At 67.8% G+C, this 20,663-nt stretch carries 19 protein-coding genes; 5 read left to right on the top strand and 14 right to left on the bottom strand.

Features of this window, described 5'->3' with window-relative positions; translation table 11 throughout:
- Positions 1–32 precede the first annotated feature (32 nt).
- A complete protein-coding gene (locus ACK5NO_RS03050; protein WP_416811190.1) occupies positions 33–2,510 on the top strand; it encodes a lysylphosphatidylglycerol synthase transmembrane domain-containing protein in 2,478 nt (825 codons plus the stop codon).
- Positions 2,511–2,520: 10 nt separating this feature from the next.
- Here ACK5NO_RS03050 and ACK5NO_RS03045 read toward each other — a convergent pair whose 3' ends face one another.
- From ACK5NO_RS03045 to ACK5NO_RS03035, 3 genes are read right to left on the bottom strand one after another with little or no spacing between them, the layout of a single operon-like run.
- Entirely contained in the window at positions 2,521–3,282 is a 762-nt protein-coding gene (locus ACK5NO_RS03045; RefSeq protein ID WP_416811189.1) for an SDR family NAD(P)-dependent oxidoreductase, read from the bottom strand.
- Positions 3,279–4,130 carry a fumarylacetoacetate hydrolase family protein gene (locus tag ACK5NO_RS03040; RefSeq protein ID WP_416811188.1) on the bottom strand — a complete coding sequence of 284 codons (852 nt, stop codon included), beginning with the start codon at positions 4,128–4,130 and terminating at the stop codon, positions 3,279–3,281. Before ACK5NO_RS03040 ends, ACK5NO_RS03045 begins: the two co-directional genes overlap by 4 nt.
- On the bottom strand, positions 4,127–5,005 hold the full coding sequence (locus tag ACK5NO_RS03035; protein WP_416811187.1) for an amidohydrolase family protein: 879 nt from the start codon (positions 5,003–5,005) through the stop codon (positions 4,127–4,129). The genes ACK5NO_RS03040 and ACK5NO_RS03035 overlap by 4 nt, the downstream gene beginning before the upstream one ends.
- Positions 5,006–5,025: 20 nt before the next feature.
- On the opposite strand from ACK5NO_RS03035, the gene ACK5NO_RS03030 reads away from it, so the two are divergent.
- Positions 5,026–5,760 carry a FadR/GntR family transcriptional regulator gene (locus tag ACK5NO_RS03030; RefSeq protein WP_416811186.1) on the top strand — a complete coding sequence of 245 codons (735 nt, stop codon included), beginning with the start codon at positions 5,026–5,028 and terminating at the stop codon, positions 5,758–5,760.
- Here ACK5NO_RS03030 and ACK5NO_RS03025 read toward each other — a convergent pair.
- The 9 genes from ACK5NO_RS03025 to rpsF form a co-directional block, all read right to left on the bottom strand.
- A complete protein-coding gene (locus ACK5NO_RS03025; protein ID WP_416811185.1) occupies positions 5,733–7,040 on the bottom strand; it encodes an enolase C-terminal domain-like protein in 1,308 nt (435 codons plus the stop codon). The two genes, ACK5NO_RS03030 and ACK5NO_RS03025, sit on opposite strands and share 28 nt — an antisense overlap.
- On the bottom strand, positions 7,037–8,017 hold the full coding sequence (locus tag ACK5NO_RS03020; protein ID WP_416811184.1) for an aldo/keto reductase: 981 nt from the start codon (positions 8,015–8,017) through the stop codon (positions 7,037–7,039). Before ACK5NO_RS03020 ends, ACK5NO_RS03025 begins: the two co-directional genes overlap by 4 nt.
- Before the next feature lie 78 nt (positions 8,018–8,095).
- Positions 8,096–8,614 carry an acyltransferase gene (locus ACK5NO_RS03015; protein WP_416811183.1) on the bottom strand — a complete coding sequence of 173 codons (519 nt, stop codon included), beginning with the start codon at positions 8,612–8,614 and terminating at the stop codon, positions 8,096–8,098.
- Between the two features lie 143 nt (positions 8,615–8,757).
- Positions 8,758–10,071 carry a hypothetical protein gene (locus ACK5NO_RS03010; protein ID WP_416811182.1) on the bottom strand — a complete coding sequence of 438 codons (1,314 nt, stop codon included), beginning with the start codon at positions 10,069–10,071 and terminating at the stop codon, positions 8,758–8,760.
- Between the two features lie 357 nt (positions 10,072–10,428).
- Positions 10,429–11,811, bottom strand: a complete 1,383-nt coding sequence (gene dnaB / locus ACK5NO_RS03005; protein ID WP_416811181.1) for a replicative DNA helicase — start codon at positions 11,809–11,811, stop codon at positions 10,429–10,431.
- 577 nt (positions 11,812–12,388) lie between these two features.
- Positions 12,389–12,835: a 50S ribosomal protein L9 gene (gene rplI / locus ACK5NO_RS03000; RefSeq protein ID WP_416811180.1), complete on the bottom strand. Its 447-nt coding sequence runs from the start codon at positions 12,833–12,835 to the stop codon at positions 12,389–12,391.
- Between the two features lie 14 nt (positions 12,836–12,849).
- Positions 12,850–13,086 (bottom strand): 30S ribosomal protein S18, encoded by a 237-nt coding sequence (rpsR, locus tag ACK5NO_RS02995; RefSeq protein WP_084106245.1) that lies wholly within the window; start codon positions 13,084–13,086, stop codon positions 12,850–12,852.
- 27 nt (positions 13,087–13,113) lie between these two features.
- Positions 13,114–13,599 carry a single-stranded DNA-binding protein gene (locus tag ACK5NO_RS02990; RefSeq protein ID WP_416811179.1) on the bottom strand — a complete coding sequence of 162 codons (486 nt, stop codon included), beginning with the start codon at positions 13,597–13,599 and terminating at the stop codon, positions 13,114–13,116.
- Between the two features lie 51 nt (positions 13,600–13,650).
- Complete coding sequence (gene rpsF, locus ACK5NO_RS02985) at positions 13,651–13,941, bottom strand: 30S ribosomal protein S6 (RefSeq protein ID WP_416811178.1); 291 nt, start codon at positions 13,939–13,941, stop codon at positions 13,651–13,653.
- Between the two features lie 156 nt (positions 13,942–14,097).
- Between rpsF and ACK5NO_RS02980 the strand changes: the two genes are divergently transcribed.
- Positions 14,098–15,132 carry a lipid II:glycine glycyltransferase FemX gene (locus ACK5NO_RS02980; protein WP_416811177.1) on the top strand — a complete coding sequence of 345 codons (1,035 nt, stop codon included), beginning with the start codon at positions 14,098–14,100 and terminating at the stop codon, positions 15,130–15,132.
- Positions 15,133–15,301: 169 nt separating this feature from the next.
- Here the strand turns inward: ACK5NO_RS02980 and ACK5NO_RS02975 are convergent, their stop codons facing one another.
- Complete coding sequence (locus ACK5NO_RS02975; protein WP_416811176.1) at positions 15,302–17,605, bottom strand: transglycosylase domain-containing protein; 2,304 nt, start codon at positions 17,603–17,605, stop codon at positions 15,302–15,304.
- Between the two features lie 398 nt (positions 17,606–18,003).
- On the opposite strand from ACK5NO_RS02975, the gene ACK5NO_RS02970 reads away from it, so the two are divergent.
- Together ACK5NO_RS02970 and ACK5NO_RS02965 are read left to right on the top strand one after the other, a co-directional pair.
- A complete protein-coding gene (locus ACK5NO_RS02970) occupies positions 18,004–18,588 on the top strand; it encodes a PadR family transcriptional regulator (protein ID WP_416811175.1) in 585 nt (194 codons plus the stop codon).
- Positions 18,589–18,598: 10 nt separating this feature from the next.
- Positions 18,599–19,690: an inositol-3-phosphate synthase gene (locus tag ACK5NO_RS02965; protein ID WP_416811174.1), complete on the top strand. Its 1,092-nt coding sequence runs from the start codon at positions 18,599–18,601 to the stop codon at positions 19,688–19,690.
- A gap of 211 nt (positions 19,691–19,901) precedes the next feature.
- Here ACK5NO_RS02965 and ACK5NO_RS02960 read toward each other — a convergent pair whose 3' ends face one another.
- Positions 19,902–20,570, bottom strand: a complete 669-nt coding sequence (locus ACK5NO_RS02960; RefSeq protein WP_416811173.1) for an SDR family oxidoreductase — start codon at positions 20,568–20,570, stop codon at positions 19,902–19,904.
- Between the last annotated feature and the right edge of the window lie 93 nt (positions 20,571–20,663).

Below are 20,663 nucleotides of genomic sequence, written 5' to 3'. Positions count from 1 at the left end.
GTGTCCCGGGTGCGACCTCCTAGACTCGACGCATGACCGCAGCGGACACGATGCAGGAAGTTCCTGCGGACGACCCCTTGCGGGGCGTGACCGTCATCGACCAACCCTCCACGAGGGTGCATCGCGTCACCGACCTCATTGCGGCGATCGGCACCGTCGTGGGCATTGTGTTGGTGCTGCTGCTGGGTGCCTACGGGCACGCGACGACGCAGGGTTTTGCCGAGGATGTCTCCGGGATCGCGAAGGTGCTGCAGCGGTTGCTGGTCGCGCCCGTCAACATTTTCTCGGGCATCGTCACACTGATGGTGCCCTCCGCGGTGATCATCGACTTTGCCGCACGACGCGAGCCCCGGCGCATTCTCGAGGTGCTCGGCGCCGCGGTCCTGGCGTTTATCGCGACCCTCATCGCCGCTCTGACCACGCTCGAATGGGGCTCGGACGAGCTGATCTCGAGCCTGTCGGTGCGCGGCGCCGAGGGCGCCATGGTGGTACAGCTGCCCGCCTACCTCGCGGCGGTCGCGGCCATGCTGACCACCGCGGGCTTGCGCACGACCCGTCGTGTGCTGTCGATCTCGTGGACGCTGCTGTGGATCTCGGCGGCGGTCGCGTTCGTGTCCGGCATCGTCACCCTGCCCGCGGTCATCACCGTGATCCTCATTGGCCGCGCATCGGGCCTGACCTTGCGCTGGCTGCTGGGCTCGATGGCCGACCGCGCGTATGGCGCCGTGCTCGTCGAGGGCATTCGTCGCGCCGGGTTTGAGCCGCGCCGGGTGGTGCGCTCCGATGCACACGACGGGTACGACCCCGGAGTCATCGATCCTGTTTCCGCGGCCCTGGGCCGCACCCGCTCCGGCCGCGTATACGACGTCACCACTGTCGAGGGGCATCGCCTGATCACGATCGCCGTCGACGGAGACCGTCACGCGGCTGGCTTCCTCACCAAGCTGTGGACCACCATGCGCTTTCGCGGCATCGACGCGCGCGCAGAGATGAGTCTGCGCCACTCCGCGGAATCGACCGCGCTCGCTTCCCACGCCGCCCGCGCCGCCGGGGTGCGCACCGCTCGCGTGCTGGGCATGAGCCAGGCCCGCGACACCATGATCACCGTCTACCAGCGGCCGCTCGCCACGCGTTCGCTGCTCGACATCCCTGCCGCCGAGGTGAGCGACGCGCTGCTGGATGCCGTGTGGGCAGAAGTGTCACGGGCCAACGCGGCCGGCATCGCGCATCGGACCATCAGCGCGGACACCGTGCTGGTGGGTGAGGAAGATGCCACCGGTGCACCCGTGGTGTGGATCACCACGTGGGAGATGGGCGAGGTCGCGTCGTCGACGCTCGCGCGCAGGCTCGACAGCGTCCAGGTCCTTGCAGCGACGGCCGCCATCGTGGGTGCCGAGCGTGCCGTCAATGCGGCGTTCCGCGCGCTCGGCGAGGACGTGGTCGAGCAGATCGCTCCGCTGCTGCAGATGATCGTGCTTCCCCGCGAGACCCGCCAGGCCATCAAGCGCGACAAGTTGCTGCCCGAGCTGCGCTCGCGCATTGTTCAGCGCCTGCCCGATGCGGAGATCGAGCAGCAGAACATCGCCCGGTTTGGGTGGCGCACGATCGCGACGATCATCCTGGCGCTCATTGCCGGCGGCGTGATCCTCGCCAGTTTCAACACGGCCGATGTGGTCAGCGCCCTCGAGCAAGCCAACGCCTGGTGGATCCTGGGCGCCTTCCTGTGGTCGCTGCTGACCTTCCTGGGTGCGGCGCTGGCCATGGTCGCGTTCTCGCCGGTCAAGCTCCCGTGGACCAGGGTGGTGCTCACCCAGGTGGCGGCGGCCTACATCGCCCTAGCCGTGCCTGCTGGAGTGGGCCCGGCAGCGCTGAACCTGCGCCTGCTGACCCGGCGCCGGGTGGCCAACCCGCTCGCCGTCGCGACCGTCGCGCTCGTCCAGGTGAGCGCGATCGTCGTGACCGTCGGTGGCCTGCTGGTGCTCACGCTCATTACGGGGTCGGAAGGCACGCTCGCGGCACTGCCGTCGACCACGGTGCTCATGGGCGTTGGCGCGGTGGTGACCGTCGTGGTCGCCGCCATGCTCATCCCCCGCCTGCGCCGCTGGGTGCTGGCCAAGATCATGCCGCCGCTGCGCCAAACCTGGCCGCGCTTGGTCCAGATACTTGGCCAGCCCATGCGCCTGCTCACGGGACTCGCGGGCAACTTTGTCCAGACCATCGCCTTCGTGGGCGCGTTCTACTGCACGCTGCAGGCCTTTGGCCAGGAGCTTGCGATCATCGACGTCGCGGTGCTGTTCTTCCTGTCCAACGCGGTGGGCGCCGTGGTCCCCACCCCCGGCGGCTTGGGCGCCGTGGAGGCCGCGCTGATCGCCGGACTCACCACCTCTGCGGGACTGTCGACGGGTGTCGCGACCTCCGTGGTGATCGTCTACCGACTCATCACCTACTGGATCCGCATCCCCATGGGCTACGTGGCCATGCAGTGGCTGCAGCGCAAGGGTGAGTTGTAGGCGCCACGCCTTACTGACCCACCGGCCTCACCCTCAGCCGCGTCACGCCGCCGTCCACGTCGAGCACGGTGCCGGTGGTCGAGCCCGACAGAGGCGAGGCCAGGTACACGATCGCCCGCGCGACCTCCTCTGGCGTGACCAGCCGGCCGATCGCCTGGCGGGCCTCGAGCGCGGCGCGCTCGGCCGCCGGGTCCGGCGCCTGCGCGAGCAGCCGCTCGACCCACGCGGTGCCCACGGTGCCAGGGGAGACGGCGTTGACCCGCACTCCCTCGCGCACGTGGTCTGTGGCCATCGCGAGCGTGAGCGACATGACCGCACCCTTGGAGGCGGAGTACAGCGCACGCGCCGGCAGCCCGTTGAGCGCCGCGATGGAGCTGACGTTGACGATCGCGGCCGCCTGAGACTCCCGCAGGTACGGCAGCGCCGCCGCGCTCACTCGCGCCATCCCCACGACGTTGACGTCGAGCACCCGCGCCCAGTCCTCGTCGGCGTTGTCCTCCACGGTGCCGATGGCGCCGATACCTGCGTTGTTGACGAGGACGTCCAGGCCGCCCAGCGCATCGGCCGCCCCGGAGACGGCCGCGAAGACCGCCGGGCGCGAGCGCACATCGGCCTCGACAACGGCGAATTCCTCGGCGACCGCGGCGGGAGAGAGGTCGAGCACTGCCACGGACGCCCCCTCGGCCGCGAGCGCGCGGGCCGTCGCGAGTCCGATGCCGTCTGCGCCGCCAGTGACGAGCGCGCGCAGTCCTGCGAGGCCGGTGGCGCTCACGCCTGCACCATGCGCTGGCGTGCCGTGCCCAGCCCCTCGATAGCGAGGTCGACCACGTCTCCCTCGCGAAGATAGGGGTTGCCCTCGATGCCGAGCGCGACGCCCGCGGGGGTGCCGGTGTTGATGAGGTCGCCGGGACGCAGCACCATGAATTGGCTGAGGTACCAGACCACATGCGCGACGGAGAAGATCATCGTGACCGTCGAGCCGTCCTGGCGGCGCACGCCGTTGACCGACAGCGACATGGACAGCGCCTGTGGGTCCTCCACCTCGTCTGCAGTGAGCAACCACGGCCCCAGCGGGTTGAAGGTCTCGCAGCTCTTGCCCTTGTCCCACTGGCCGCCGCGCTCAAGTTGGAACTCGCGCTCAGAGACGTCGTGGGACAGCACGTAGCCCGCGACGTGCGCGAGCGCGTCGGCGGGCGAGTCGAGGTAGCGAGCCTCGCGGCCGATCACCACGCCGAGCTCGACCTCCCAGTCCGTCTTGGTCGAACCGCGCGGGATCAGCACGTCGTCGCGCGGCCCCACAATGGTGCCGGGGTCCTTCATGAACACCACTGGCTCGGCGGGCACCGCGGCGCCCGTCTCCGCGGCGTGATCCGAGTAGTTCAGCCCAATACACACGATCTTCGAGGGGTTCACGATCGGGGCGCCGATGCGCGTGCCCGGCTCCGTACTCAGGCGCGGCAGGGCGCCGCTTCCCAGCGCATCGGCCGCGGCGGCCACGCCACCACCGGCGAAGAAGGCGGGGTTCACGTCGGCCGCGATGGGGCGCAGGTCGTACCAGGCCTCGTCCTGCGCGACGGCGGGAATCTCCTGCCCTACCTCGCCGAATCGTGCGAATCTCATGTGCTATCTCCCTTGCTGGTGGTCGGTGAAAGGCCGTAGACCCGGGTGGCGGTGACGCCCATCACGAGGTCCCGGTCGTGGTCGGTGAGGCTCGCGAGCGCGGCGGTGGTCAGGCCCCAGGCACGCTCGAGCCCTCCGGACAGCTCGCAGATGGGCCAGTCGGAGCCGATCATCAGGCGTTGCGGCCCCACGATGTCGAGCGCTGCCTCCACCACTGCAGTCACGGCCCTCGGTTCGGGCAGGCCGTCCCGGTACAGGCCGGAGAGTTTCGCGCTGACCTGGGCCGATGCGGTGGCGTCGGCCAGCAGGTCCATCCACTGGGCGAATGTGGCGGGCTCGCGGTCGCCGCTCGCGCCGCCGACGGGCGGCTTGCCCAAGTGATCGATCACGATGGCGAGGTCGGGATCGCGCTGCGCGAGCACGGGGACGTGACGCAGGGCCTGCGGGTCGGCGCACACAAAGTCGAAGGCGAGACCCGCATCGGCCACCGCGGCCAGGCCGTCGGTGACCGCAGGCGACACGATCCAGTCGGGATCGGCCATGTCGTGGATGAGCGCCCTCACGCCGACGACGGGACCGCGGGCCGCGAGCGCCGCGAGGCGGTGCACCGCTTGCTCGGGGGAGTCGAGCGGCACCCAGACCACGACGCCAGCCACCCGCGCATCGGCCGCGGCGACGTCCATCATGTGCTCGGTGTCCTGGTCGTTGTCGGCCGCCTGCACCAGCACGGCGCGCTCGACGCCGAGCGCTTCGAGCCGGGGGGCGGCGTCCGCGACCTCGAGAGTGCGGTCGATGGGTGCGAGCTGAGCCGTGAGCCACGGGTACTCGGCGCGTGCGAGGTCCCACACATGCAGGTGACTGTCGATGACGCTCATGCGCGGCCTACGATGGTCGGATGAATCCGGGTGCCCCCGCCGAGGCCACGCCCTCGCTGTCGCAGACCGACACCGTGATCCATCGGATCAAAGCGATGATTCTCGAGGGTTCGCTCGGCCCCGGGGCGCGACTGCCCGTCGAGAAGGACCTCGCGGCCCAGCTCGGCGTCTCTCGCGGCTCGCTGCGCGAGGGCGTGCGCGCGCTCGCCCACATGGGAGTGCTCGAGACGCGCCAGGGCGACGGCACCTACGTGACGTCCCTCGAGGCCGGGCGCCTGCTCAGCCCCCTGGGATTCCTCGCGGACCTTCCCACGCCCGGCAACGCGGCCCACCTGCTCGGCGTGCGCCGCGCGCTCGAGGCCGAGAGCGTCAGCCTTGCCGCCACTCACATCAGCGCCGATGCGCTCGCAGCCCTCGCACACACGCTCGACAAGGGGGACGCTGCCGGGGATGACGCCGACCTCGACGCGTTCCTTGACGCCGACACCGAGTTCCACCTTCATATTGCGCAGGCCTCGGGCAACCCCGCCCTCGCGGCGCTCGTCGGCAGCCTGTTGGGCAGCACCGAGCGGGCGCGCGTGGTGCGCGCCATGCACGACCGCGGCGCGGTGGCCGCAACCCAGGCGGAACACCGGGCGATCCTCGCGGAACTCACGCGACGCGACCCCCAACGCGCACGCGTGCGCATGGAGGCCCACCTCATGGGCGTCGAGGAGTTCGCTCGCGATCATGACCTCGACGCAGCCTCCCAGTAGCCACCCGCGGGATACGCGTACTGCGCAAGGGACTCCTCGTGCATCTGGGCACTGTAGCCGGGCGCCTGGGGGATCAGGTAGTGCCCGTCGCGCACGATGCACGGGTCAACAAAGTGCTCGTGGAGATGGTCGACGAACTCGGTGACGCGGTCCTCGAGCGAGCCCGAGATGGCCAAGTAGTCGAAGATCGACAGGTGCTGGACCAGCTCGCACAGGCCCACGCCGCCCGCGTGCGGGCACACCGGCACGCCGAACTTCTTGGCCATGAGGTACACCGCGAGGATCTCGTTGATGCTCGCAAGCCGCGCAGAGTCGAGCTGGCAAAAGTCCAGCGCGCCCGCCTGGAACATCTGCTTGAACAGCACCCGGTTCATACCGTGCTCCCCCGTCGCGACGCCGATGGGCGCGACGGCCTTGCGGATCGCCGCGTGGCCCAGGACGTCGTCGGGGCTCGTGGGCTCCTCGATCCATAGCGGCTGGTACGGCGCCAGTTGCTCCATCCAGTCAATCGCCTGAGGCACGTCCCACACCTGGTTGGCATCGATCATGAGCTTGACGTCGGGGCCGATCACCTCACGCGCGATCGCGAGGCGCCGCTTGTCTTCCTCCAGGCTCACTCCCACCTTGAGCTTGACGTGGCGGTAGCCCGCGTCAATCGCCTCGGTGAGCAGGCGCCGCAGCTTGTCATCGCTGTAGCCGAGCCAGCCGGCGCTCGTGGTGTAGCAGGGGTAGCCGCCTCGCTCGCGCAGGGCTTCCAGGCGCTCGTCTCGTGTGGGCTCAAGCTCGGCGAGCATCTCGCGCGCCTCATCCTTAGTGAGCACGTCGCTCAGGTACCGCAGGTCGATGGCGTCGACGAGGGTGTCGACCGGCAGGCTCACGAGGTAGGCCCACAGGGGTAGACCCGCCCGGCGCGCGGCGAGGTCCCACACGGCGTTCATCACCGCGGCGAGCGACAGGTGCACCACGCCCTTCTCGGGGCCGAGCCAGCGCATCTGGGAGTCGCCGCTGAGTTCGCGATACACCGCGCCGAGGTCTGACACCAGGTCGTCGACGTCGCGGCCGATCAGCGGCTGAGCCTGCTGTCGCGCCGCCTCGGTGACGATGTCGGTGCCGCGCCCAATGGTGAACGTGAAGCCAAAGCCAGCCAGCGCATCGTCCGTCTCGAGGATCACGTAGGCGGCCGAGTAGTCGGCGTCCTTGTTCATGGCGTCCGAGCCATCCGCGCTGAGCGAGGTGGGGAAGCGCACATCGATGGCGCGCACGCCCGTAATGGTGGTCATGCCGGTCCTTCCAGGGGGTTCGCCTCGATCGCGGCGTCGATGTCGTCCCACAGGGCGGATGGCAGCTGGGCGTCGAGCCGCTCGGCGTTGGCGTTCACCTGCTGCGCCGTGCGGGCGCCGATGACCACCGACAGCACCGCGTCGTGCCGCAGCGGGAACTGCGCAGCGGCCTGCGGGAGGGTCGCGCCGTGGGACTCGCAGATGCGTGCCAGTTCCTTGGCTCGCGTGAGTCGCTGGACGTCGGCTGGCGCATAGTCGAAGCGGGCGTCGGACGCTGGTTGAGGCGTGGAGAGGAGGCCAGAGTTGTAGACGCCCGCGGCGACGATCCCCACACCACGCTCAAGCGCAAGCGGCAACAGATCGTCCTGCGCGGTGCGGTCGAGCAGCGTGTAGCGACCGGCGAGCATCACCAGGTCGAGGTCATGCTCGCGGATGAACCGCGCGGGCATCTGGGACTGGTTCATGCCGACGCCGACGGCGGCCACCATCCCTTCGTCGCGCAGCTCGATGAGCGCTGGCATCCCCTCGCGGTGGGCCTGATCCCCGTGGTCGTCCGGGTCGTGGAGGTAGAGAATGTCGACGCGGTCAAGGCCCAGGCGTGTCAGGCTCGCGTCCACGCTGCGCCGAATCCCGTCGCGGGAGAAGTCCCACTCGCGGCGTGTGCTCGCCATCACCGCGAAGCCCTGGTCGTCTTGCTTGCCCTCGCCTCCGGGATTGTCGACCAGCAGGCGACCCACCTTGGTCGAGACCAGGAAGTCGTCGCGCGGGCGCCCCTGCAGCGCCTTGCCCAGGCGGCGTTCCGACAAGCCCAGCCCGTAGTGGGGCGCGGTGTCGAAATAGCGAACGCCGGACTGCCAGGCCGCGGCCACCGCAACGGCGGCATCCTGGTCGCTCGTCTCTCGATAGAGGTTGCCCAACTGCGCCGCGCCAAACCCGTGCCGACTCATGGTCGTGCTCACCCGGCGCGCGTCGCGCATGCCCCGCCTCCGTCGTCAGAGATTAGATGTATCTGACGAGAACTTACCAGTCGACGCCGTTAAGAGGTGCTTGCGGGCCTAAAGGTCAGAGGTTTCGGCCGCTGCGACGAGATCTCGGACCCGGCGTGCCGGGACTCCGGCGTATAGGCCGTCTGGCGCGGTGTTCGCGGTCACGACCGCCCCAGCCGCCACCACACACCCAGGCGCGACGGTGACGCCCGGCAACACGATCGCACCCGCGCCGATCCACGTCCCTGCACCAATCCGCACCGGCTTCGAGCCGGGCACCCCCGCGCGCCGCTCTGGCGGGCCGGGCTCGTGCGTGGTGGTGATGAGCTTGGCGTCACAGGCGATGCTCACGCCGTCTTCGACCACGATGGGAGCATTGACATCGAGCAGCACCCCCGTATTGACGAACACCCGGTCGCCCAAAGTGAGCGAGGTGCCGCCGACAATCCTCACCCCACCCTCGAGGTGAGAATCGGTGCCGATACGCACGGCGGTCAGCCGCAACAGCATCGGGCGTACTCGATGGGGAAGTGGTCGCACGGCCGCGGCCGCCAGCACCCACTCGCTCGCCCACTGTCGTTTTGCCATGCTCGGCCTCCCCTACACCCCCACTGCGAACACTCGCTGGTTCGCACAGTACTCGCGCGCGGTACGCCAGGCACAGAGAGCACAAGGCCCGGACCGCGGGTGACGAACCTGCGGGCCGGGCCTCGCTGACAGAAACGAAGAGGTCAGCCGGTGACGCCCACGACCTCGTTGAAGGCGATGCCAGATTCAGCGGACTTCCAGACCTCACCGCCCACGTAGTCGACGGCCGTGATGGTGCCCGCGGCCGGGTCGGTCACGTACGCCATGCCCTCAAGCACGGTGAGCGACGGGTGAGCGGTCTGCCACTCCTCGGGAACCCCCCAAGCGTCGATCACGTCGATGGTGGTGGTCACCTCGCCCGTGGCCGGGTCGATCACGCGCAGCGCGCCGTCGGTACCGAGCACCAGAACCTCACCATCCTCGCCCCGGGTCAGCCCGCGCCAGGTGTAGAGCGCATCGGCGCCAGCGAAGGGGTCAACCACGGTGAGGGTCTCGTCCTCAACATTGGTCAAGGTGATCTGCGACAAGCCCAGCCCACCCTCGGGGTCGGTCTTGTAGTCGCCCAGGATCACGTTGGACTCGTCCGAGGAGAACAGGTTGCCCGTACGACCGTACGCGTCGGGGGCGTCGATCTTGTGCGCGTGCTCGCCGTGGAACAGCAGCACGCCGTCCTCGCAACCAAACGCGACCATGGTCTCTTCAGCGAGTTCGAAGGCCGTCTCGCCGTGGACGCCGGGGCACTTGTCGGACTCGACGACAACCTCGCCGTCCTCGACCAACATCGCGCCCGTGCGGCCGTCCTCGGTGCCCACCGTGACGTAGAGAGTGTCCTCGTCGGTGGCCACGGCCACTCCATGGTGCGCGGCGGCGGTCGTGTACTCGCCGATGGCGTGCGCGTGGCCGTGCTCGACCATGTCCGTCCACTCGTCCGCTTCCACGAGCACCACATGGCCGGTTCCGTCATCGAAGAGGGCGACAAGGTCGTCCTCGACCACGACGTGGCCCGGAATCTCAGCCTCGATGAGCACGCCCGAGAGCGCCGGGTCCGCGGTGTAGTAGTGGAAGTGGTCACCGTGTGCCTGCGACCAGGTGCCCGCGTCAAGGATTGCCCATCCACCGGTGGTGGAGACGGCGACGTGGCGTCCGTCGCCCGCGCTGGCTAGGCGGTTGAAGCCGGCGAGTTCGATCTGAGAGACGGTCTCGAGGGTCGCGGCGTCGATCACGGCGATACCGCCGTCGTACGTGGCGACGATGCGGGGGGTCTTCGAGGAGTTCTCGGTGGCTGAGTGCTCCTCAGTTGCCTCGTCGTGGTCGTGACCCTCTTCGGCATGAGCATCAGTTGCCTCCGTGGTGGGGGTGGCGGGCTCTTCCTCGGTGGCACACGCGGTCAGGCTCAGCGCGAGCGCGGCCGCTGCGGCGAACGATGCCACGCGGGCGGGTCGGGCGGTGAATGACATGGGTGACCTAGCCCCTCAGCGGGGCGTCCTTTCACATGGGGTGGATGGCGGGGCGAATGCCCGCTCGCGCTACGCTACACGATAGTGATAACGGTTATCAAACCTATGAGTGGGTGATGTGATGCGTGAACGGGTGGCGTGGCCCGCATCCCCACCCCGGCCCCGCGTCCCCACCCCGGTTGATACCCATCACGACGTGCCTCAGCAGGTCCGAGCGCGCTTGATACCCACCAGCACGCGAAAACCGGTCGCGAGAGGGGGTAGTGGGGACTCGCAGTCCAGCCGGCGCCAAGCAGTCCAGCCGGCGCCAAGCAGGCCAACCGGGGCCAAGCAGGCCAAAAGGTGAAGCCGAGGTCGCTAGAGGTCTTGCGCCATGTCGGCGAAGTGCGCGTAGTCCTTCTTGAAGGCGACGGCGATGGTGTCAGTAGGTCCGGCGCGGTGCTTGGCGACAATAAAGTCCGCCTCGCCCGGACGGTTGTCGCGGTCGTAGGCGTCGTCACGGTGCAGCAGGATGACGATGTCGGCGTCCTGCTCGATGGCGCCGGACTCACGCATGTCGGACAGCATCGGCTTCTTGTCGCCGCGCTGCTCGGAGCCACGGTTCAGCTGCGAGATCGCGATCACGGGGACTTCAATCTCCTTGGCGAGCAGCTTGAGCGCACGCGAGAACTCGGAGACCTCTTGCTGACGAGACTCGACCTTGCGTCCCGAGCTCATGAGTTGCAGGTAGTCCAGCACCACGAGCTTGAGGTCATGCTGCTGCTTGAGGCGGCGGCACTTGGCGCGGATCTCCATGAGCGTCATGTTGGGGGAGTCGTCGATGTAGAGGGGGGCCGACGAGATCTTGGCGGCGGTCTGCGCCAAGCGCTCCCAGTCGCTCGGTCCCATGGGCCCCTTGGTCAGGCGTGACAGCTTGACGTTCGCCTCCGCGGCGAGCATGCGCTTGGTGATCTCTTCGCGGCTCATTTCGAGCGAGAAGATCACGGACGCCTTGCCGTGGTGGATCGACGCCGAGCGCGCAATGTCCAGACCGAGCGTCGACTTACCGATCGCGGGTCGCGCGGCGATGACGACCATCTGGCCGCCCTGGAGACCACCAGTAAGGTCGTCGAGCGCACGGAAGCCGGTGGGGATCCCGAGCATCTGGCCGTCACGGTTGGAGGAGGCCTCGACCTGCTCGAGCGTCTTCTCCATGACGTCGCCAATGGACAGGTAGTCCGCGGAGTTGCGGCGCTCGGTGACCTGGAAGATCTCGGCCTGAGCGCCATCGACGACCAGGTCGACCTCGCGGCCATCCGAGTCGTAGCCCATGGCCGCGATACGCGTGCCGGCCTCGACCAGGCGGCGCAGGATCGACTGCTCGCGCACCAGGCGGGCGTAGTACCCCGCCGATGCCGCGGACGGCACCACGGAGATCAGCGTGTGGAGGTACTCCGCTCCGCCCACGCGAGCAAGCTGGTTGGTGCGCTGCAGTTCAGCGGACACCGTGAGCGCGTCGACAGGGTCGCCGGCGTTGTAGAGCTTGACGGCCACGTCGAAGATGGCCTCGTGGGCGGGCTTGTAGAAGTCGTCCGCGCGCACCGACTCGATGACGTCGGCCATCGCGTCCTTGCTGAGCAGCATGGAGCCAATGACGGACTGCTCTGCCTCGAGGTTCTGCGGGGGGAGGCGGTCGTAAGTCGCCGGCTCGGATCCGTATGAGTCAGGCCCATACGAGGCTTCGAGCTCGTCGATCGACATTCGCGTTCCTTGTCCTTTCCATGCAGTCCCACGCTCAGCTGACCACAGTGTCTCTCTGAGGGCTGACACGCCAACGTATGGCCCTGGGCGAGTTGGCACAAGTCCGCTTCTGTCCGACCGGTGGATAACTCGTGGACAACTTCCTCTGTCACGGTGGACGGCCTGTGAACAACGCGCGTGGGGGATTGTGGACAGTGGTGTGGATGACTTGAAAACTCTGTCCGCAACCAGTCATTTACCAGGCATGTCGAGAACTACACCGTTGTGGATATCTTCCGCACAAAACTCGTCGGCGTGTCGCGCCCGTGGGCGTGTCGCGCACGCCGCGCCCGAGGTGACGATCCGTCCACAAGCCAGCCAGCGCATCGGCCCTACGCGAGCCAGGACGCGCCGCCCCCTTGAACTGCGAACCGGCGTCGCGGCGACACTCCGTAGCGAACGGCGGCCAGAAGACGTTCCGCGGGGTGTCGCGCGCCCCAGCGGTTCGCAGTTCGAGAGTCGGCCCGGCCTCCCCCACCAACGCCACGAGGCCCGGCCTCCCCACAGGGAAACCGGGCCTCGCGTGCGTACGAACGCGTTACTTCGCGGCGACGACCTGCACCACGACCGTCGCGGAGACGTTGTCGTGGAGGGACACCTTCACGTCGTAGGTACCCAGCGCCTTGATGGGCTGAGCGATGTGGATGCGACGCTTGTCGACCTTGGCGCGGTCGCCAATGGCGTCGGCGATGTCGGCAGGGGTCACGGCGCCGAACAGACGACCGGAGTCGCCCGCCTTCGCCTCAACCTTGACGGGGTTCGCCTGCAGCGAGTCGCGGGCCGCCTGGGCCTCCTCGACGCTGGCGATCTCCTTCTCGCGACGCGACTTGCGCAGCGCCTCGATCTGCTTCTCCGCACCAGCGGACCACGGGGTGGCCAGCTTGCGGGGAACCAGGTAGTTGCGTGCGTAGCCGTCCTTGACGTCGACCACGTCGCCGGCGATGCCGAGGCCGGAGACCTCGTGGGTCAGGATGAGCTTGGCCATCTTCTAGCCCCCGATCAGCGGCCGGAGCCGGCGTAGGGGAGAAGGGCCATCTCGCGTGCGACCTTGATCGCGCGCGCGATCTCGCGCTGCTCCTGGACGGAAACACCGGTCACGCGACGCGAACGGATCTTGCCGCGGTCCGAGATGAACTTGCGCAGAAGAGCGGTGTCCTTGTAGTCGACCTTGTCGACCTTGGCCGCCTTGAGCGGGTTCACCTTCTTCCGCGGCTTGCGGATGTCGTGCTTAGCCATTGAATGAACTCCTGTGTGGAAAAGTGCTTAGAACGGGGGCTCGTCCGACGCGGGGGCCGAGGCCCACGGGTCGTTCGAGGAACCGCCTGCAGGGGCACCGCCGAAGCCGCCGCCCGAGTTGCCACCGAAGCCGCCGCCGTTGCCGCCCTGGCGCTGAGTACGGTTCACCTTGGCGGTGGCGTAACGCAGCGAGGGGCCGACCTCGTCGACCTGCAGCTCGACAACCGAGCGCTTCTCTCCGTTGGACTCGAACGAGCGCTGCACCAGGCGGCCGGTCACGATGACCCGCATGCCCTTGGTGAGCGACTCGGCGACGTTCTCCGCGGCCTCACGCCACAGGGAGCAACGCATGAACAGGGTCTCGCCATCCTTGAACTCGTTCGTCTGACGATCGAACGTGCGCGGCGTCGAAGCAACCGTGAAGTTGGCCACCGCAGCACCGGACTGGATGAAGCGCAGCTCCGGGTCGCCGGTCAGATTGCCGACAATCGTGATGGGAGTCTCGCCTGCCATGTGTATCCCCTTAGTTTCGTGTCGTGAGTCGTTGCAGTCGGGAGTGATCGGCTACTTGGCGTCGGGACGCAGCAGCTTGGTGCGAAGAATCGACTCGTTGAGGCCGAGCTGGCGCTCGAGCTCCTTGGCCGTGGCGGACTCCGAGGTGAAGTTGATCACCGCGTAGATGCCGTCGTTCTTCTTCTTGATCGGGTAGGCCAGGCGACGGCGGCCCCAAATGTCGACCTTGTCGACGGTGCCCTTGTCGCTGGTGACCACGTTCAGGTACTTGTCAAGCGACGGCTGAACCGTGCGCTCGTCCACCTCGGGGTCGAGGATGACCATCATTTCGTACTGACGCATCGAATACCCACCTCCTCTGGACTCATGCGGCCACGGACGTTCCGTGACAGGAGGGTTGATGCCGGCCCGCACGCCATAGGGGCATGAAGGCCACCGACAAGGATACCTTGCGTGCCCCCTGTGAGGGAATCTCTGTCCACAGGTAGCCTCGTAGCCGTGAGCGAACTGCGGGTGGAGCACTGGGACGACGACCGATTCATGGCGGCCGCACGGGCGTGGGACCACCCTGTGCCCATCGAGCAGGCGCCCGCGTGGGACGCGTTTGACCAGGCAGTTGACGGTCGCTCGCCCTGGCGTCGGCTCGCTGTCCTCGATGGGGCCGATGCGGTGGTGGCCTTGATCGCCCTCAGCCAGTTTGCGGGGCGCGGGTTCACGTATCTGTGGGCCAAGCACGGGCCAATGTGGCCCGCGCGTCCCGACGCGGCGGCAGAGGCCGCCGCGCGGGAGGCAGTGCTGGCCTACGTGCGGTGGGAGGCGCCAGAGGTGGTGTTCGTGCGCATGCATGCGTGGCACCCGGCCCCGGGGCTATGTGAACTGCTGCAGACGGTCACCTACGACCGCACTGTCGTCATCGACCTGACCCGTTCCGAGGACGAGATCCTCGCGTCCTTCACCAAGCGCGGTCGCTACAAGACTCGGCGTGCTCTCAAGGACGCCGATATGACGGTGACCGACGAGTCGGGCATGAGCGCAGCGCAGTTCGCGGAGTTGTACGAGATCTATCGGGAGACGGCAGAGCGCGACGGCTTTGGCATCTTCCCCATGTCCGTCTACACCACCATGATCGAGTCGCTCGGCGAGCACGCGAGGGTTTTCGTGGCGCGACGCCACGACACGGGACCCGAGGGCAACCTGGTCCCCGGACGCGCGGTGTCTTGGGTGGTCTCCCTCGTCCACGACGGCGGTGGCGTTGACTTCTACGCCGGCGGCAATCGCGAGGCGCGCGACACCAATGCCGCGATCGCGCTGAAGTGGCACATCTTCACGACCCTCAAGGCCGAGGGGGTGACTCGCTACGACCTCATGGGGGTGGGTTCGGAGCGCGTGCCGCAGCTCGCAGGTGTCGGCGAGTTCAAGCACCAGTTCGGCGACGACGTGGAGATCGACGGCGCGTGGGATGTCCCCGTCAAGCCCATGCGCTACCGCTCTCTCGTGCTCGCGCTGCGCGCCAAGCGCGCCCTGCGCCGCTAACCCAGCCCGCGCATCGGCCCCCTACCCGTCAAATGGATCCATTTTCATCGCGATAGCGCCCGCGTTCCCCGTCAAATGGATCCATTTTCATCGCGTGAGCACCCCCTTTTTCCAGCAAATGGATCCATTTGACGGAAGAGGGGGTGCTGGCGAAGGCCGGCGCCAGGCGCTACGGCAACGCCGGCGTGGTGACTGACGGCTCGGGGTCGGGCGTCGACACGGGCGGGGTCGAGGGCTCCGGGTCGGGCTCCTCCGTGGTCGGCTCCGGCTCAGGCTCGACTGGCTCTTCGGTGGTCTCCTCGGGCTCGGGCTCCGTTGCGGTGGGGCTCGGCGACGTGGTCGGCTCGGTGGGCGCCGCCGAGTGGTTGGTGCCGACGTTTGCGCGCTCAGGGAAGTCCACGATGTCCATCGACTCAAAAATGGGCTGCATCATCCAGGTCCACACCCGCACGGGCACGGTCGAGCCGGTGATCTGCGAGAACCCTCCAAACGGAGTGATCTGTTCGGCCGAGCCGTCCTCACCTACCTGGTACAGGGCCACCGCGCCGACGATTTGCGGCGAGAAGCCCACGAACCACGCGGAGCGGTTGTCGTTCGAGGTTCCCGTCTTGCCCGCGAGCGGTCGGTCGATGTTCTCGCCCGCGTACGAGCCCGAGCCGTACTTGACGACCTGCTGCATCGCGTAGGTCGTGTCCGCCATCACGTCCTCGGCGAAGACTCGCTCCGGCTCTTCTTCATAGACGTAGACCTGTTCGCCTTGCCAGTCGGACACCGACGCGATGAGGTGCGCTTCAGTACGCAATCCGCCGGAGGCGATCGTGGCGTAAGCGTTCGCCATGTCCAGCGGGTGCGGGGACGCCGTGCCTAACACGTTCGACAAGTTGGCCTCAAGGCCCAGCGTGTCCTCGGGGAGCCCCGCGGCGATGGCGGTTTCCATCGTCACCTGCGGCGTCACGTCCTCGTTGAGCCCCACATAGGCCGTGTTGATCGACTTCTGGGTGGCCTCGATCAGGTCGACGTACCCATAGGAGACGCCACCAAAGTTGCGCACCGGGTTCTCGAAGCCCTCGAACTCCATCTTGTTGTTGCCCAGGTATTCGCTCTCGAGCCCAATCCCCCGTTCCAGCGCCGCGATGAGCGCGAAGGGCTTGAAGGTCGAACCTGCCTGCGCGACGTCCTGGGTTACCGCGTTGCGTTGGATTTCGAGGTAATCCTCGCCGCCATACATCGAGGTAATGGCCCCGGTGGCGGCCTCGACGGTCACGGCCGCGGTGCGCAAGTTGTCGGCGTGGTCTTCCGGCATCTGCGCCACGGCCTCCTCGGCGGCCTTCTGGTGCTCGGGCACGATCGTCGTCGTGATCCGGTAGCCCATGGACTCGATCTCTTCTTGGGTAATCCCGGTCGACGCAGCGACCTCCTCGAGCGCCGCGCGCAGGATGTATCCCTCGGTGCCCGCGTAGACATCTTCGTTGACGTACTCAATGGTCTCGGGGAACTCAGTGATGTCGGCGCGCTCGTCCGCGCTGAGGAAGCCCGCGTCGACCATGCCGTCGAGGACGTAGTTCCACCTCTGCTCGGCCTTGTCGTGGTTGATGCGGGGATCCCAGGCGCTGGGCGCGGGGATCAGGCCCGCGATCATCGCCGACTCCGACACCGTCAGCTCCGAGGCGTGCTTGCCGTAGTACTGCTGCGCCGCGGCCTCGATGCCGTAGGCGCCACGACCCAGGTAGATCGTGTTCATGTAGTTCTCAAGGACGTCGGACTTCTCTTGCTCCTGGTCGATCTTGAGCGCCATGAGCGTCTCGTCGATCTTGCCCTTGATCGAGGTGGTGGTCTCGCCCACGTAGTAGCGCTCGACGTACTGCTGGGTGATCGAGGAGCCGCCTCGCGGGTTGTCGAGCACGATGGTGTCCCACAGCGCCTTGGCCATGCCGGGGATGTTGATACCCGGGTTGGTCCAGAAGCTACGGTCCTCCGCCGCGACGATCGCGTTGCCGACGTACTCGGGTAGGTCCTCGTACGCAACGATTTCTCGGTCGGCCACGCCCAGGCGCCCCATCTCCGTCTCGCCGTCCGCGTAGTAGAAGATCGAGGACTGTGCCTGCGCAAAGTCGTCGGGCTCGGGGATCTCGAGGTTCTCGTAGCGAATCCACAACGCGAGCACGGCGATCAGGCCGAGCCCGAGCATCGCGATCAGCAGACCCAGCAGAATGCGCTTGAGCCACTTCTTCCAGCCGGGCTGGTCCACGTCGCCGTCCTTCTTGTTGCCGCCCCCGTTACCTGCACCCTTGCCCTCGGTACCGGCCGATGCGGGTGCCTTCTTGGTCGCGGGCGCTCCCGTAGCGCTCCAGGCGGGCAGGCCGTTGGCCGGCTTGCCGTTCGCTCGCCGCACTCCCGTCGCGGGACGTGCAGGCGTGGAGTTCGCCGGCGTACGGGTGCTTCGGCGCTGAGGGGTGTGTTGAGATTCGCTCACAGTAGTTCCACCCTAGGGATCGTCGGGGCGGGACGCATGTATCCCGCCGGGGCGTCGGGCTGGTCGGTGGTGCGCTGCCCGTGCGTTGGCTGTTGGTCCTAACGCTCGGGCCGCGCTTTTCGTGACCGGCACACCCGACCCCGCACCCGACCCCGCCCGACAGTTCCGAACACCCGCGCCGCGACACGCCGCCGCTGGCACGCGTCGTTCACGCTGCGTCGGGGTGTCGCCGCCAGGAATGTTCGGAACTGTCGCGGGGGCAATGCGGGCAGAACGGCGGGTGCGAAGAAAGCGGCAGGCGACACGCGCATCGGCCGGCCTCGCGATGTATCGTGGCGATACAACGCTCTGCTACTGTGGCGAACGCTCCACACACGAGGCCCGGAAAGGGGGAGCGCGTGGCCAAGACCGATGTCCTGTCCCTCGCCATCCTTGGGATGCTCGCGGAGCAGCCGCTGCACGGCTATCAGATTCGCAAGCGTCTGGGCGCTGAGCTCGGCCCCTTCCGAGCGCTGAGCTACGGCTCCCTGTACCCCTGCCTCAAGCGCATGGTCGGTGCGGGGCTCATCGCAGCAGATGAGACCGATGCGGGACGAGCCTCGGGCTCCAAGCGTTCCCGTATCGCCTACCGCCTTACCGATGCCGGCCAGGCGAGCCTGGCCGAAGAACTGGCGCACGCCGGCGCATCGGCCTGGGACGACGACACCTTCGACGTACGCTTTGCGTTGTTTGCCAAGACTGACTCGGCAACGCGCCTGCGCATCCTCGAGGGCCGCCGCTCCCGACTGTCAGAACGACTCGAGGAAGTGGCCGACGGCCTCGCGCGAGTGCGCGAACGCCACGACGCCTACACCACCGAGCTTCACCGTCACGGACTTGAGCGCGTCGAGCGCGAAGTCGAGTGGTTGGACAGGCTCATCGAGAATGAACGATCCGCGCCCCGCGGAGACAATCCCAACTCCGCTTCCGCGGGCAACAACTAAGGAGACAACCATGGCAGCACTTCGCGTCGCCATCGTCGGCGTCGGCAACTGCGCCACCTCGCTGATCCAGGGCGTCGAGTTCTACAAGGACCGCTCGGCCGACGAGACCGTCCCCGGCCTCATGCACGTTCAGTTCGGTGACTACCACATCTCGGACATCGAGTTCGTGGCCGCCTTCGACGTGGACTCGCTCAAGGTGGGCAAGGAGTTGGTCGAGGCCACCGAGTGCTCCGAGAACAACACCATCAAGATCTGCGACGTCCCCAAGACGGACATCCAGGTGCTGCGTGGCCACACCCTCGACGGCCTTGGCAAGTACTACCGCCAGACCATCGTCGAGTCCGACGAGACCCCCGTCGACGTGGTCCAGGTGCTGCGCGACACCCAGGCGGACGTGCTCGTGTGCTACCTGCCCGTGGGCTCCGAAGAGGCCGCGAAGTTCTACGCCCAGTGCGCCCTTGACGCTGGCGTGGCGTTCGTCAACGCGCTGCCCGTGTTCATCGCCTCCGACCCCGAGTGGGCTGCCAAGTTCGAGGCGGCCGGCGTGCCGATCGTGGGCGACGACATCAAGTCGCAGGTGGGCGCCACCATCACCCACCGCGTGATGGCGAAGCTGTTCGAGGACCGCGGCGTGGTGCTCGACCGCACCTACCAGCTCAACGTCGGCGGCAACATGGACTTCAAGAACATGCTTGAGCGCGACCGCCTCGAGTCCAAGAAGATCTCGAAGACCCAGGCCGTCACGTCCAACCTCAACGGCCCCCTGGCCGGCAAGAAGGACGACCGCGACGTGCACATCGGCCCCTCGGACTACGTCGCCTGGCTCGACGACCGCAAGTGGGCGTACGTGCGCCTCGAGGGCCGCGCGTTCGGCGAGGTGCCCCTGAACCTTGAGTACAAGCTCGAGGTGTGGGACTCGCCCAACTCGGCCGGCATCATCATCGACGCGATCCGCGCCGCGAAGATCGCCAAGGACCGCGGTATTGGCGGCCCCATCCTGTCCGCGTCGACCTACTTCATGAAGTCGCCGCCGGTCCAGATGGAGGACACCAAGGGCCGTGCCCAGCTCGAGGCGTTCATCGCCGGCGAGGTGGAGCGCTAAGGTTCGCTGAGTAGTTCACACGAAGGCCGGGGCACCCGCTGAGGGGTGTCCCGGCCTTCGTGCATGCAGCGCCCCGACTCGGCGCCCCACCCCCGCCTTTCCGTCAAATGGATCCATTTGCTCGGGCGGGCGGGCGCGCCTCACGAGTCAAATGGATCCATTTGACTCGTGAGGGGTGTGGAACCCGGTCGCATGCATCCCTGTGACGGGGTTAGCGGGGCGCGGACTCGAGCGCCGTGGGGATCGGCACCTGCCCGCTCACGACCTCCCATTGCGCACCCACCGTCGCCGGAAGGTCAAGCACATCGGCGATCACATGGGCCACATCGGCGCGAGGAATCGACCCCCGCTCGACCGTCGGAGCCACGGCCACCCGGCCCGTCGCCGGGTCATCAGTGAGGCCTCCGGGCCGCACGATGGTCCACTCCAGGCCCGAGTCGCGCAGCGCCGCATCGGCGTCACGCTTGGCCTCGACATAGGCACGCCACACGGGCTCCGTGCCCTCGGGCAGCGGCTCGTCGACCCCGATCGCACTCACCTGTACGAACCGCGAGATGCCCGCCGCGCGCGCCCCCGCGATCGACTTGAGTGAGCCCTCCAAGTCGACCGTGCGCTTGCGGTCGATGTTGCCGTCGGGGCCGCCGCCAGCGGCGAAGACCACCGCATCCGCACCTTCAAAGGCGCGAGCGAAGTCCCGCTCCGTCGCGGCCTCGATGTCGAGTTCACGCGGGTCGGCGCCCATGGCCGCGAGGTCGAGCAGCTGCTGCTGCCTGCGCGCCAGCGGCACCACCTCCTTGCCGCGCCCGATCAGGGTCGGGATGAGCTGGCGAGCGACCTTGCCGTGGCCGCCGACGATGACGATGCGCTGTGGTGTAGTCATCCCTCCACCCTGCCCCGCCCGCGGCAGCTTCGCCACGGCGTTCGCGTTCAGGGAAAGTGGGAATGGCCGATGCGCGGGCTGGCGGCGCGCCAG

The sequence above is a fragment of the Demequina sp. genome (genome assembly GCF_047975725.1).
Classification (GTDB): Bacteria; Actinomycetota; Actinomycetes; order Actinomycetales; family Demequinaceae; genus Demequina.
Note: the sequence above shows the minus strand (reverse complement) of the source record. Positions and strands in the feature narration are given on the sequence as shown.

Coding starts and splice junctions, on each gene's coding strand:
- ACK5NO_RS02960 (WP_416811173.1), bottom strand. CDS start 20,570: ATGACTACACCACAGCGCATCGTCATCGTCGGCGGCCACGGCAAGGTC.
- rpsR (WP_084106245.1), bottom strand. CDS start 13,086: ATGGCTAAGCACGACATCCGCAAGCCGCGGAAGAAGGTGAACCCGCTC.
- dnaB (WP_416811181.1), bottom strand. CDS start 11,811: ATGTCGATCGACGAGCTCGAAGCCTCGTATGGGCCTGACTCATACGGA.
- ACK5NO_RS03020 (WP_416811184.1), bottom strand. CDS start 8,017: ATGCGCGACGCGCGCCGGGTGAGCACGACCATGAGTCGGCACGGGTTT.
- ACK5NO_RS03025 (WP_416811185.1), bottom strand. CDS start 7,040: ATGACCACCATTACGGGCGTGCGCGCCATCGATGTGCGCTTCCCCACC.
- ACK5NO_RS03030 (WP_416811186.1), top strand. CDS start 5,026: ATGAATCCGGGTGCCCCCGCCGAGGCCACGCCCTCGCTGTCGCAGACC.
- ACK5NO_RS02965 (WP_416811174.1), top strand. CDS start 18,599: ATGGCAGCACTTCGCGTCGCCATCGTCGGCGTCGGCAACTGCGCCACC.
- ACK5NO_RS03035 (WP_416811187.1), bottom strand. CDS start 5,005: ATGAGCGTCATCGACAGTCACCTGCATGTGTGGGACCTCGCACGCGCC.
- rpsF (WP_416811178.1), bottom strand. CDS start 13,941: ATGCGTCAGTACGAAATGATGGTCATCCTCGACCCCGAGGTGGACGAG.
- ACK5NO_RS03050 (WP_416811190.1), top strand. CDS start 33: ATGACCGCAGCGGACACGATGCAGGAAGTTCCTGCGGACGACCCCTTG.
- rplI (WP_416811180.1), bottom strand. CDS start 12,835: ATGGCCAAGCTCATCCTGACCCACGAGGTCTCCGGCCTCGGCATCGCC.
- ACK5NO_RS03010 (WP_416811182.1), bottom strand. CDS start 10,071: ATGTCATTCACCGCCCGACCCGCCCGCGTGGCATCGTTCGCCGCAGCG.
- ACK5NO_RS03015 (WP_416811183.1), bottom strand. CDS start 8,614: ATGGCAAAACGACAGTGGGCGAGCGAGTGGGTGCTGGCGGCCGCGGCC.
- ACK5NO_RS02990 (WP_416811179.1), bottom strand. CDS start 13,599: ATGGCAGGCGAGACTCCCATCACGATTGTCGGCAATCTGACCGGCGAC.
- ACK5NO_RS03040 (WP_416811188.1), bottom strand. CDS start 4,130: ATGAGATTCGCACGATTCGGCGAGGTAGGGCAGGAGATTCCCGCCGTC.